This window comes from Frankia sp. CgKIO3 (assembly GCF_977946435.1).
Map to the genome: position 1 here is coordinate 1 of NZ_CDWTMO010000079.1, position 12,449 is coordinate 12,449.

Annotated in this window: 8 protein-coding genes and 3 pseudogenes; 7 read left to right on the top strand and 4 right to left on the bottom strand. The window is 68.9% G+C overall.

Features of this window, described 5'->3' with window-relative positions; genetic code table 11:
- Window positions 1-212: 212 nt before the first annotated feature.
- Window positions 213-494: an AMP-binding protein gene (locus AC08OJ_RS10875; RefSeq protein ID WP_476595672.1), complete on the bottom strand. Its 282-nt coding sequence runs from the start codon at window positions 492-494 to the stop codon at window positions 213-215.
- A gap of 209 nt (window positions 495-703) precedes the next feature.
- A pseudogene (locus tag AC08OJ_RS10880) lies at window positions 704-901 on the bottom strand (AMP-binding protein); the annotation flags it as partial.
- A 1,016-nt stretch (window positions 902-1,917) separates the two neighbouring features.
- Here AC08OJ_RS10880 and AC08OJ_RS10885 point away from each other — a divergent pair.
- Window positions 1,918-2,496 (top strand): Hsp20/alpha crystallin family protein, encoded by a 579-nt coding sequence (locus tag AC08OJ_RS10885; protein ID WP_476592682.1) that lies wholly within the window; start codon window positions 1,918-1,920, stop codon window positions 2,494-2,496.
- Between the two features lie 108 nt (window positions 2,497-2,604).
- Here the strand turns inward: AC08OJ_RS10885 and AC08OJ_RS10890 are convergent, their stop codons facing one another.
- Entirely contained in the window at window positions 2,605-3,498 is an 894-nt protein-coding gene (locus AC08OJ_RS10890) for an exodeoxyribonuclease III (RefSeq protein WP_476592683.1), read from the bottom strand.
- A gap of 74 nt (window positions 3,499-3,572) precedes the next feature.
- Here AC08OJ_RS10890 and AC08OJ_RS10895 point away from each other — a divergent pair, with 74 nt between their 5' ends.
- The 5 genes and pseudogenes from AC08OJ_RS10895 to AC08OJ_RS10915 all read left to right on the top strand — a co-directional run bounded on the left by AC08OJ_RS10895 (window position 3,573) and on the right by AC08OJ_RS10915 (window position 11,101).
- Window positions 3,573-4,388, top strand: a complete 816-nt coding sequence (locus AC08OJ_RS10895; protein WP_476592684.1) for a RibD family protein — start codon at window positions 3,573-3,575, stop codon at window positions 4,386-4,388.
- Window positions 4,389-4,571: 183 nt separating this feature from the next.
- Window positions 4,572-5,699, top strand: coding sequence for a hypothetical protein (locus tag AC08OJ_RS10900; protein ID WP_476595668.1), 1,128 nt, complete (start codon window positions 4,572-4,574; stop codon window positions 5,697-5,699).
- A 198-nt stretch (window positions 5,700-5,897) separates the two neighbouring features.
- A pseudogene (locus AC08OJ_RS10905) lies at window positions 5,898-8,545 on the top strand (ATP-binding cassette domain-containing protein).
- A 307-nt stretch (window positions 8,546-8,852) separates the two neighbouring features.
- On the top strand, window positions 8,853-10,091 hold the full coding sequence (locus tag AC08OJ_RS10910; RefSeq protein WP_476592686.1) for a glycosyltransferase family 4 protein: 1,239 nt from the start codon (window positions 8,853-8,855) through the stop codon (window positions 10,089-10,091).
- Window positions 10,092-10,159: 68 nt separating this feature from the next.
- Window positions 10,160-11,101 (top strand): beta/alpha barrel domain-containing protein, encoded by a 942-nt coding sequence (locus AC08OJ_RS10915; RefSeq protein WP_462188303.1) that lies wholly within the window; start codon window positions 10,160-10,162, stop codon window positions 11,099-11,101.
- Between the two features lie 78 nt (window positions 11,102-11,179).
- On the opposite strand, the gene AC08OJ_RS10920 is transcribed toward AC08OJ_RS10915, so the two are convergent.
- Window positions 11,180-11,731 carry a DUF3291 domain-containing protein gene (locus AC08OJ_RS10920; RefSeq protein ID WP_462188297.1) on the bottom strand — a complete coding sequence of 184 codons (552 nt, stop codon included), beginning with the start codon at window positions 11,729-11,731 and terminating at the stop codon, window positions 11,180-11,182.
- Window positions 11,732-12,246: 515 nt separating this feature from the next.
- Between AC08OJ_RS10920 and AC08OJ_RS10925 the strand changes: the two are divergent.
- Window positions 12,247-12,449, top strand: a pseudogene (locus tag AC08OJ_RS10925) (hypothetical protein); the annotation flags it as partial.

Below are 12,449 nucleotides of genomic sequence, written 5' to 3' on the forward strand. Positions count from 1 at the left end.
TACACGCCGGTGGCACGTGCGGCCGCAGCGCCGTGATGTCGCGTCCGTAGACGGCCTCCCCGCACGTGGTCACGATCCGTAGGTCGGCGAGGACCTGGTCCGGTTCGAGTGAGCCGACGAGGGAGCGCAGCAGGGACGGAGTGGTCTGCAGCGCGGTCAGGTGCTGCGAGGAGATCCAGTCGGCGAGGCCGCTCAGGCCCGCCGCCCGGGGATCATAGGCATACACCCCGGCCCCGTTGAGCCAGACCGAACACCACCACGGTGATGCCGGCGGTGAACGAGTACGGCAGCACGAGGGCCAGCCGGTCGCCCGGCGCGAAACCGAGGCGTTCGGCGCCGGCGTAGGCGTCGCACAGGAACGTGCCGTTGGTCCACACCACGCCCTTGGGCGCGCCGGTTGAACCGGAGGTGAACACGATGCAGGCCGGATCGTCGACCAGCGGCTGCGGCCACCAGACCGCGTCCGCGCCGTTCGCCGGCGATCCACCGGGCACCGTCCGCGGCCGCCGTGGCGAGGTCCAGAACGAGGCGGGGGCCGGCCCCCGGTCAGCGCGGCGAGCAGGGCGTCCGGATTCACGCTGGATTCGGCCGTGGCGTTCGAACCGTTGGTCCCCACCGGCTGCAGGCCCACCGTCGAGCGGGCCACGGAGCCGTCGCCCAGGTCGGTCAGCAGGGCCACGCAGCCGGCCTGCCGAACGATCTGTGCCATCCGCTCGGCGGGCACCACCGGATCCAGCGGGACGACCGGGCGCCCGGTTTTCAGCACGCCCAGCACGCCCAGCAGGCCAGCCACGCTGTGCGGCAGCAGGGTCGCGACCGGACCGTCCTCGTTCGCGTTGAGGCGGCCGAGGACCGCCATCGCGATGTCATCGGTCCGGCGATCAGCCTCGGCGAAGGTCATGACGACGCCGGGAGAGACCAGCGCGGGCGTGTCGGGCAGGTGCGTGGCGACCTCCCGGAACCGGCTGACCACCGAGGCCGGCAGGTCGTCGAAGTGCAACGCCGGGAAGAACGCGCCACCTTCAGGCGTCGCGACCGCAAGGGACGCGCGCCGACCGCTTTCGTTCAAAGCCACTCCCTCGTCCTGTCCTCTCTCGGCGTCATCGGCTTACGATGGATGACGATGATCTTGTGTCCTGGCCGGTCCTTACCTCGTCAACCGGGTGCGGCTGGTTACCCCTGATCGGGGGGCGGACCTCGAATCCCGTATGGTCACGGATGCGCCGGGGCCGGTGCCGGGTGGCTGCGCGATGGGACGGGCCGTTTGTGGTAACCCCGTCCAACAATCTCGTACGGTGCTGCCTCGTACGGTGCTGCAACCGTTCGCTCGTGGTACACGAACAGCCTCCCCAACACGCAGTCCGGTATAGCGCGTGCGACTTTATACCACGGTGCTGTGGCTATCTTATGGTCACTCCCGGTAACCCTCACTCAAGGGGTAGTTTGTCGGTGGTAATCGGGCTTCGGCTATGTCCGGCGCAAACGATTTGCCGTGATCCCGGACTAATTTGATCCCGAGTCGGCGGTTCGGCCGATGGTGCCCGGATCCGGTGCCGCCATTCCGCGGCGTCGCGGCCCGGAGCTCGGGGCGGCTCGCGGCCGCACGATCGCCGGCTCCTCGCTCCAGGAGAGCCGGCCCGCCGCGGCGGGCCGGCGCCGGGCCCCGCTGCCCGGCCGCTCGGGGCCGGCCGCTGCGACCGTTCGCCGCTTCGGTGTCCTTCCTCATATCCAACAAATTTTTTGCCCTCACTTGCAACAGTAAGGTTGAGCGTCTTAGACTCACTAACTGTGAGAGCGGGAGGTAGTCGCACCGAAGGTGATCCGTCCAGGGGGCGCCTGAGGGGCGGGCGCGTCTCGATCGGCATCGATGTACAGAGATCGGCCCTAGAAAGATCAATCTTTTGGAGGGGGAGCGTCGTGAGCACCTACCTGTGGGACCCGTTTGCCGCGCTGGGGCGCATGGACCGGGAGTTCGACGAGATTGTTCGGCGTGCCTGGGGCCCGCGGCGTCCGGTGCTTACCGGACGATCGTCGGTCATCGAGTTCGCCGTCCCGTCGGCTGATGTGGTTACCGAGGGAGCGGATGTACTGATCAACCTCGAGCTGCCCGGGGTCGATGTCGAGCGGGACGTCGCGGTCGAGATCGACCGGGGTCGCCTGGTCGTCCGCGGGAAGCGTGCGGCCGGCCGCGAGAGCGAGCACGCTGGTCGCGTGCACCGCGAGCGCTGGCACGGTTCCTTCCGCCGGGAGTTCCGGCTTCCCGAGGGCGTGGACGCGCAGCGGATCTCGGCCACTTACGACCGGGGCATCCTGACAGTCCGTCTCGTCGGCGCGGCGGCGGAGCCCAAGGCGACCCGGATTGAGATCACCCCGGTCGTCCGCGACGCCCGGCCGGCCGAGGTTGCCGAGGGTGGCTCCCCGGGGCTGCCGGCGGAATCCGCGACGCCGCGGCCCGCCGAGCCGGCCACGCCGGCCGCGGCCGGTTCCACCGCCTGAGGAGCGCACCCGGCGTGCGGACGCCGATGTCCGCACGCCGGGCAGCGGTTCCCTCGCACCGGGCGGCATACCCCGCCGGACCGGTCGATCCTGCCGGGACCGCCCGGCTCAGCGGCGGCGCGGTCCGGTGCCGGCGGAGGAGGTCTGTCCCGGGGCGGACCGTCCGGCCGAGCTACCACTCGATGGAGGCGGCACCATCGGCCCGATGTCGCCGTCCGGCGCGGTGTCCAGATCGACGATGACGGGAGCGTGGTCGCTCGTCCCGACACCCTTGCGGGCTGCTCGGTCCACCCAGACCGCGCGCACGCGGCCCGCCACGTCGGCGGTCGCCAGAGCCAGGTCGATGCGCATCCCAAGGTTCTTCGGGAAACACAGTTGGCGGTAGTCCCAGTAGGTGTAGACGGCGTCGTCGGGCCAGCGGGCCCGCAGCACATCGATGAGCCCGGCGTTGACGAGTTCTGCGAGTGCCGCGCGTTCCGCCGGGGTGACGTGGGTGGCGCCCTCGAACTGGGTGATGTCCCAGACGTCGGCATCCGTTGGCGCGATGTTGAAATCACCCAACGCCATCACCGCGCCCTGGGCCGTGGCCTCGGCCACCACCTCGCGCAGCGCGGCGAGCCAGGCCAGCTTGTAGGCGTAATGAGGGTCGTCGATGGTCCGGCCGTTGGGTACGTACAGCGACCAGATCCGGATGCCGCCGCAGGTCGCGGCGATGGCGCGAGGCTCGGGACCGGGAAAGCCCGGAGCGCCCGGAAGACCCCGCGCGACGTCGTCGAGGGTGTCTCGCGACAGGATCGCCACGCCGTTCCACCGGCCGTCGCCGTGATGGGCGACCCGGTAGCCCCGGCGGAACAGATCCTCGTCGAACAGCTCCAAGAAGGCGTCGTCCGACAGCTTCGTCTCCTGCAGGCACACCACATCCGGCTCGGCCCGGTCGAGCCATTCGATCAGGCGGGCCTGCCGAGCCTTCGCAGAGTTGATGTTCCACGTCGCGATCCGCACATCTGTTGACGGTAGTCCCAGGGTCCGACAGGTCTGCTGGGCATGTCGGGTCTGGGATGATGGTCGTCATGGGAATGAGCCGGCGTGTCGACAATGACGCTGTGGGCCGAGGCGCTGTTGCTGGCCGGCCGTACGTCATCTGCAGCTGCGCGATGTCGTTGGACGGGCACATCGACGATAGCTCGGATGAGCGGCTGATCCTCTCCAGTGCCGCCGATCTCGACCGGGTGGACGAGGTGCGTGCCGGCTGTGACGCGATCCTCGTCGGCGCGGCCACTGTCCGGCGGGATAATCCCCGCCTCGCCGTGCGCGCGCAGCACCGTCGGGCGGCGCGGGAGGCGGCCGGGCGTCCGCCCACGCCGATCAAGGTCGTGCTGTCCGGCGGGGGAGATCTCGACCCGAGCGCTCGGCTGTTCACCACCGACCCGGTCGAGACGATCATTTACCGTCGGGCCGGATCATCGTTGGCGATCGCCGCGCCGACCTCGTCTCCCGAGCTGTCAACGCCGCAATCGGCGTCGGCGGCGATCCGCACCGCGCCCGCTGCCCGCACCGAACGCGCCACCTTCACCGCGCGCGTCATCCTGGTCGAACTTCCCGGTCGGCCCCGGGTCGAGGTCGCCGCCATCCTGACCGATCTCGCCCGGCGTGGCGTCCGCCGGCTGCTGGTGGAGGGTGGTACCTCGCTGCATACGGCCTTCCTCACCGCCGGCCTGGTCGACGAGCTGCATCTTACCGTCGCCCCGTTCTTCGTCGGCGAGCGCGATGCGCCGACCTTTGTGGGACCGGGGGTCTTCCCCAACGACGTCCGCTCGCCCCTTCGCCTCGTCGAGGTCCGACAACTCGACAATGTGGTTTTTCTTCGGTATCTGGCACCGACGTCTCACTAAACGCCGTGACCGGCGGCTCGATCGCCTCCGGACCACGAAAGGACCACGCGGTCGTCGAGCCCACGCCGAGTCGACGGCACCGATGTCGATGCGGAACGTAATACTTGCCTCACTTCATGTCGTGGCTTCGAGGTACGTCCGGGACGGCGTTCCCGGAGCATGGCCGGCCCCTGCGGAAGGGCGATGATGCGGGCGGTACGGGCGGCGACCATGGCGGGCACGATGGCTGCCGCCCTCATCCTGGCGATGGTTTCGGCGAACGGCGCCGCGGCGCGACGGCACGCGGTCCCGGGTGGACCGGTTGCGCCGGTGGATCTGGGCTTTCCATCCGGGTACTTGTTCAGTACGGCGACAGCGATCAACGATCGGGGAGAGGTCGTCGGCATCGGCTCCGCGGGCTCCTACGACCTCCACGGCCTGCGATGGTCGGAGAGTGCGGTGACGGCGCTGCCGGACGGGGCCCCCGGGCCGTCGCGGATCAGCAACGCCGGCCAGGTGACAGGCTTCCGCCCCCACCGCGGCGCCCCCGACACCGGATTCGTGTTCCGGCCCGGCGGCGTTCTCGTCGATCTCGATTTCCGGGTCGAGGACCAGAACGAGCGCGGCCAGGTGGTCGGGACCAGAACCACGTTCACCGCGCCGCCTCGTGCCGTGAGCTGGTGGCGTGGCCGGACCGTCGATCTTGGCGCGCCGTCGGGTGCCGCCAGCTTTGCCGTGGCGGTGAGTGACAGCGGACAGGTCGCCGTTCGGGTGGACGAGGGGGGCCGTTCCCGCACCGCCCGGTGGACCCGAGGGCGGTGGACCGATCTGCCCGACCTGCCCGGTAGTGTCGGGAGCTGGGCCGCCGACATCAACGATCGTGGGGACGTCGTCGGCTGGGCCCAGACCGCCGATCGGACGATGCACGCGGTCGTCTGGCGGGGTCGGAGGATCATCGATCTTGGCGCGCTGGGCGGTCGTGGCACCCTGGCGACGGCGATCAACGACGCTGGGCAGGTCGTCGGTTCGACGTTCGACGGCAACGGTGGCGGTCGCGGCTTCCGCTGGGAGGACGGCCGCGTGACGGATCTCGGCACCCTCGGCGGCCCTTCCAGCACGCCGGCGGCGATCAGCGACCGTGGCGACATCGTTGGCGTCAGCAGTACGCCCGACGGCGCCGAGCACGGATTCCGCTGGTCCCACGGTCGGATGGTGCTCCTGGGCGATTTCGGCGGCGGCACCAGCCGCGCCGTGGCGGTCAACAACCGCGGTCAGGCCGTCGGTTCCGCCCGCCTACCCGACGGCGGCACCCGTGCGGCCCGCTGGAACTGATTCGATTTCCACCACCCGCCCACCGCATTTCCTCGTTCCCCGGACCGGTCGGTGTCCGGATCCAGCACGCTCCAACCCGTCGTGGCGCCGTCTCGTGGCCGTCAGCTTTCGGACATGTTGCGGAAGGGGCGGGAAAACTCCCTCTGCGCAGGCACACTATGGTGCGTCTGGCGATCGAAGGAGCGAGGGAGAGTGCTGGTGGTTCCGACCCCGCTTCACGTCACCACCCCCGCGGGGGAGGCGACGCTCACCGGAGACAAGCCGGTCGTGGTGGGGCGGGCCCGTACGGCCGATATTGTGATCAACGATGGCCGGGTGTCGCGCCGGCATCTGGTGCTGCATCCCGACGTCGGCGGATGGCGGATCGAGGACATCAGCGCCAACGGTCTCTGGCGGGATGGCTGCCGTGTGGGCGGTCTTGCCGTCTCCGGGGAGCTCCGGCTCGGCGCGGTGGACGGACCTGAGGTGGTGCTCGTTCTGCGTCCGGCCCCGCCGATGATCCCGCCGACCGCGCCGACCCATAGCCCGGGCGGGGCACCCATCCCCCTTGCCGGCCCGCCGTCGCCGTCGCCGGGCGCGGCGGTGCCGGGCACGGAATGGTGGTCCGAACCGGCGCCGGGCGCTGCGTCGGCGCCCATCCCGGCGGCGCCCGTCCCAGCGGCGCCTGCGCAGTCGGGCGGGCCCGACTCGGCCGTGGGGCAGGCGACGATCGTGCACGACCGGCGGCGCGTGCATCCGCTGACGATCGGACGGGTGCGGATGGGCCGGTCCCGCGACAACGACATCAACGTGGGCGACCTGCTCGCGTCCCGCCATCACGCCGAGCTGCACATCTCGGTGGCCGGTGTCGAGCTCGTCGACCTCGCTTCCGCCGACGGCACCTTCGTCAACGGTCACCGGGTCACCCGGGCGCGGGTGATGCAACGCGACATCATCGCCATCGGCCATCATCTGTTCCAGCTCGAGGGAAACTCGCTCGTCGAATACGTCGACTCCGGTGACGTGGCCTTCGAGGCGCAGGCGCTGTCGGTGTGGGCCGGCACCAAGCAGCTCATGCACGACATGACCTTCCGGCTGCCGGGCCGTTCCCTGCTCGGCGTCGTCAGACCGAGCGGGGCCGGCAAGTCCACGCTCCTCAACGCTCTCACCGGCTTCCGACCGGCGGACCGGGGATCGGTGATCTACGCGGGACGTGACCTCTACGCCGAGTATGACGAGTTGCGACGCCGGATCGGGTACGTGCCGCAGGCCGACCCGCTGCACGATCAGCTGACCGTGCGTGAGGCTCTGCTGTACGGCTCGGAGTTGCGTTTCCCCGCCGACACCACCGCCGAGGAGCGGCGGGCCCGGGTGGAGGAGGTCATCGGCCAGCTTGGACTGACCGCGCACGCCAACACACCGGTCTTCTCCGGCTTTCCGGCGGCCAGAAGAAGCGCACCAGCGTCGCGCTGGAGCTGCTCACCCGGCCCTCTCTGCTGTTCCTGGACGAGCCGACCTCCGGCCTGGACCCGGCCAATGACCAGTCTGTGATGGAAACCCTGCGGGGCCTGGCGAAGGGCGGCGGCGCCGGCTCCGGCGACGAGACCGGCCGGACCGTCATCGTCGTCACTCACAGTGTGCTGTTCCTGGACCTGTGCGACTTCATCCTCGTGCTCGCGCCCGGCGGGCACGTGGCCTACTTCGGGCCTGCGGACGGGGCGCTGCGGTTTTTCGGCAAGGAGGACTTCCGCGAGTTCGCGGCGGTGTTCCGCGAGCTCGAGGCCACTCCGGGTGAGGAGATGGCGGAGCGGTTCCGGGACTCGGAGTTCTTCGTACCCTCCGCGGTCGTGGCGCCCGCGGTGCGCAAGGCACCGCCGGAGCTGCCCAGCGTGCGCCAGCAGCCGGTCCGGGCCCAGCTCGCGACGCTGACCCGACGGTACTGGCGGGTCGTGCTCGCCGACCGGTCGTACCTACGGCTGATCATTGCCTTCCCGTTCCTGCTCGGCGTCGTCCCACAGGTGATCCGCGCCCCGGACGGGCTGCGTGCGTTACCCCAGGCGCCGAACACCGACGCGACGAAGGTTCTCCTCGTCCTGGTGCTGTGCGCCTGTTTCATGGGCATGGCCAACTCGGTCCGGGAGATCGTCAAGGAGCGGCCGATCTACCGGCGGGAACGCACGATCGGGCTGTCCCACACCGCCTACCTTGGATCAAAGATCATTCTGCTGACCGGGATCACCACCGCCCAGTGTCTTGTCTTCACCCTGATCGGGCTGGTGGGCCGGACCCCGCCGAGGGCGGTCGTGCTCGGCTCGCCGGTGCTGGAGTGTCTGATCGCGGTGAGTGTCGCGGCGCTCGCCTCGATGATGATCGGTCTGCTGGTCTCGACGCTGATCGACAACGCGGACAAGACCATGCCGATCCTGGTCCTGGTCACGATGGGTCAGCTGGTGTTCTCCGGGGGACTGACCTCGCTGGTCGGGCGCCCCGTGCTGGAGCAGATCAGCCTGCTCGTCCCGGCCCGCTGGGGGTTCGCGGCCCTGGCGTCCACGGACGATCTTAACGACGTCAGCAAGTTCGGTAACGAGACCCTGCGGACCGACCCGGCCGACGGGCTGTGGAAGCACAGCGTGGCGATCTGGGTCCTCGACATCGTGATCTGCGTGCTGATCGGTGTCGTGGCATTGATCCTCACGGCCGTCATGCTGCGCCGGATCGAACCGAAGGTCACCCGGCCGACGGGTGCCGGGCCAGGGCCGGCCACCGGTTCGGGTTCGGGAGGGTTGTCGGGTCCGCGGCTGTACGGCGCCGGGGTCCCGCCGGCGCACGGTTCCAGGACCGGCCGGTCCATGCCGTTACGCGGCTGAGTGGTCAGTCCGTCCCTGTAGCCCACGCCCCGGACCAGGTATCCCGGCGACCTCCCTCGCGAGCCGGGCCGCGAGGGAAGTCGCTATGAATTCGTAATGAAGTAATTAATGCAAGCCAATATGCGTCTTCGCAGGTCACGGGCTCACGAGGACCCCGAAGTGAACAAGTTATTTCATTCCGAATCCTATACCCCTATCTGTGGGCCGGCGCGGCGCGAGTGGTCGCAAATCCAAAACCTCCGCAGCAACCGGTTATCGTGGCGATAAGGTGAGCTGACCGAAGTTCGCTCGCGGTGGGGGATTGGGCATGGAGATCGTCTTCTTGTGCGAGCAGTATCCGCCGATCATCTGGGACGGGGCGGGAGTCTATACACACGACATCGCTCACGCACTGGTCGCGCTCGGTCATCGGGTTCATATCCTCTGCGCGCAGGGACGCTACCGCACGGATGAGGATCATGACGGGGTGATGGTGCACCGGCGGCCTCTCCTGCGGTTGCCCGTCACCAGGTTTCTCGGCCCACTCGGCCGGTCGTTCCAGGGGGAGAACCACCCTCGCGATTCGCTCTCCCTGCGGTTCGTTCTCGCGGTTTCCTATGCTTTCTGGCTGTGTCGTCTCGGTCTGCGTCCCGACGTGATCGAGACTCAGGACGGCGAGACCCGGGGCCTGCGTACCGCCCTGCGCCGCGACATCCCCCTCGTGATCCACCTGCACACCCCGACGATGATGGATGTGCGCCTGCGGGACGGCCGGCTGCACGGCAGGGGCGCGGTGGCCGACCGGATCGACCGGTTCTCCGCTCTGCGCGCCGACGCGCGCACCGCTCCCTCCGAGCTGATCGTCACCACGCTGCGCGGTTTCGGCTGGCTGGATAGGGATACCGACGCGGACGTCATTCCTTACCCGTTCGACCGGTCCCCGTACATGGAGGTGGCGTCGCCCCAGCACACCGACCCGACGTTGCTCGTCGTCGGACGGCTCGAATGGCGCAAGGGGCTGGATGTCCTGATCGAGGCGGCCGCGCTGCTGAAGAAACGGGGTGTCGAGGCGACGGTGGTCTTCGCCGGTCAGTCCTCGGGCACGATCGAGGGTGTGGCGACCGGGACCTGGCTGGAGCAGCAGGCGGTCAAACTCGGCGTCACCTGCCGTTTCGCCGGCCACCTGACCCGTCCCGAGCTGGTCAAGGCCTATGAGGAGGCACGGGCGGTCGTCGTGCCGAGCCGGTTCGAGAGCTTCTCCATCGCGGGTCTCGAGGGAATGGCCTCGGGACGCCCGGTCGTCGCGACCGCGACAACCGGAGTGGCCACCTGGGTGGCGAAATGGAAGGGCGGCACGGTCGTCCCGCCGGAGGACGCCCCCGCACTCGCCGACGCCCTGGAACTCTTCCTCACCGACCCGGAGTTCGCGGAGACGGTGGGTGCCCGCGGTCGGGTCGGCACCGCCGAGCTCGAGCCGTTGCGTATTGCCGCCCTGCGCGAGAAAGTCTACCAGAAGGCCATCGACCGTTTGCGGGCGCGCCACGGAAAAACCTCCGCCGTGGCATGAGGGTGGCGACCCGGATCATCGATTGCCGGTCACGAACCTGATCCAGGCGAAAACCCTAGGGTGGGGTCATGAGCGGTCTGTGCGGTGTCTCCCTGGAACATCCGATCATGAACGCGGCCGGCACTTGCAAGACCGCCGAGGATGTCGAAACGTTCGCCCGGTCGGCGGTCTCGATGATCGTCGTTGGTTCGATCACCAGAGAACCGCGGTCAGGCAACTCCGGCAACGTCTACTGGCCCGGCCGAGTCTACTCGTTGAACGCGCTCGGGCTTCCCAACCGCGGATTGGACTACTATGCCGCGCATCTGCCCGGCATGGTGCGGCGCGCTCACCTGGCGGGCAAGCCGTTGACCGTCAGCGTCGCCGGGTTCGGTGTCGACGAATACCGCGAGATCTCCGCGGTCGTGGCGCGGACGGGGGTCGATCTGATCGAACTGAACCTGGCCTGCCCGAACGTCTGGGACGGCGGAACGCAGAAGCGCATCGCCTGCTTCGATCCCGGGCACACCGCGACGATCTGCACGGCGGTGGGCGACACGCTGGTGGCGCAGGCTGGTGCCGATCCGGCCCGACGCGTCCCCTACGGAGTCAAGATCTCGCCGTTCTCCGATCCGTCGGCTCTGGCGGAGCTCGCAACGGTGATCGATGAGGTCGCCGCGCGTCCCGGTGGCCCGCGGTTCGTCACGGCGGTGAATACCTTCCCCAACGCCTTCGCCGTCGACGAGGCGCACCGACCAGTCGTCGACGTCGAGCTCGCCGGTATGAGCGGGCCGGCGCTCAAGCCCGTCGGGCTCGGTCAGGTGCGCCAGCTACGCCGCCTGCTCCCGGAGAGTGTGGACATCGTCGGGGTCGGGGGTGTGACCGACGGGCGCGACGTCGCCGACTACCTGCTGGCCGGGGCCACCGCGGTCCAGGCCGCCACCGCGTTCTGGAACCGTGCGGAGGATCCGGCCGTCTTCGGTGCCATTCTGTCCAACTGGATCGACCACACCGACCCGACCGTCCCCTGAAAAGGGTTTCACGCGTATTTTCCGTACATCTTTCCAGCATATTTTTTCACGTCCTCGGCGCGGGAGCCCATCGCCGGATCATCCTCCGGCCGCCGCGTTTCTCGGTGCCGCTCGGCCTGGCTGCTCGGCGGTGTTCTCCGGGCCGCTTCCCGGGACCAGGGAGATCCGCCGGTCCGGCGGTGGAAACGTCAGCCGGAACGTGAAGGCGGTGGCGGTCGGACCGTGGGCCCGCAGGTGACGAACCCGGTCCTCGGCCTCGTCCGTCCCCGGCCGATGCCCGGCGGGTACCCACCACAGGGCGTTGGTCGTCCGCTGGGTGGGATGAAACCACTCGCGCCGACGGCGTAGGAACGCCCCGTGGCCGCTACGGAAGACGAAGTTGGCCAGCGCCTCCACCGACTCCCAGACGGTCAGGTTCACGATGATCGCATGGTCGCCGTCGCCCTCCCAGACGAACGTGCGTACGACGGTGTCGCCATCCTCGGCCCGCAGGCGCCAGACGAAGCCAGGCTGCCCGTCGCCGAGCGTGTTGGTGGGAGTGAGACCGGCGACGAAGTCGGTCAGCGCGGAGGAGCCGGGCGGCGCGAGCAGTCGGGCGATGTTCACCTGGGCCAGATGGTAACCCGTCATGAAGGCAGCCTAGGGAGGTTGTCGCGCTGCCGCCAGGAATATCGGTCAATTACCGATCGATCATGATCGGCGAGTTGGCGGGTGCAATTTCTACCAGTTTTTCGATGCCGCTCGGAACAGCCGGCGAACAGTAACCCCGCCACGAACGGGCCGGCCGATGCCGATGCCTGCCGATCGGCGCCCCATCGTGGGGCTGTCAGGTGATCCGTCAGGTGGTGTCGCCGCCGAGGGCTCCGCTGGAGCCACCCGGATGGACTCACCCGAGTCGATCATGCGCGCCTCCCACCTATTGGCAACGTCGAAGCTACTCTCCGTAGTCGGAGGTGCCGGGAGGGGAAGATCCCAAGATCCCGGGGCGGGCTGTGTCATTTGCGTGGAAGCGTGTTTCTCCGCGGAAATCAGCCTGAGTGCGGATCGCTCGAGTTCGGTCGGTGATCCGATTTCGGTCCTCGCTGACCGAAATGGCCTCCACTGCCGACAGCATTTGGTCATTTTCCGCTAGCAATGGGGGAGTCATGGGAAGTTCCGCAAGGAGAAAAGCCGCAGTTGTCGCTCTGTCCACGACGGCGGCTCTGGTTGTCGCCGCGGGGCCCGCGGCCACGAGCGCGTTGGCCTCCGATGGTCACGACGGCCCGAAGGACAAGCGCGTCACCAAGCACGTCGTCAAGGAGCACTGGACCAAGATTCTCTGGGAGAAGGAGAGCTGGGACAAGAAGGT

Coding starts and splice junctions, on each gene's coding strand:
- AC08OJ_RS10895 (WP_476592684.1), top strand. CDS start 3,573: ATGAGCCGGCGTGTCGACAATGACGCTGTGGGCCGAGGCGCTGTTGCT.
- AC08OJ_RS10900 (WP_476595668.1), top strand. CDS start 4,572: ATGATGCGGGCGGTACGGGCGGCGACCATGGCGGGCACGATGGCTGCC.
- AC08OJ_RS10915 (WP_462188303.1), top strand. CDS start 10,160: ATGAGCGGTCTGTGCGGTGTCTCCCTGGAACATCCGATCATGAACGCG.
- AC08OJ_RS10920 (WP_462188297.1), bottom strand. CDS start 11,731: ATGACGGGTTACCATCTGGCCCAGGTGAACATCGCCCGACTGCTCGCG.
- AC08OJ_RS10910 (WP_476592686.1), top strand. CDS start 8,853: ATGGAGATCGTCTTCTTGTGCGAGCAGTATCCGCCGATCATCTGGGAC.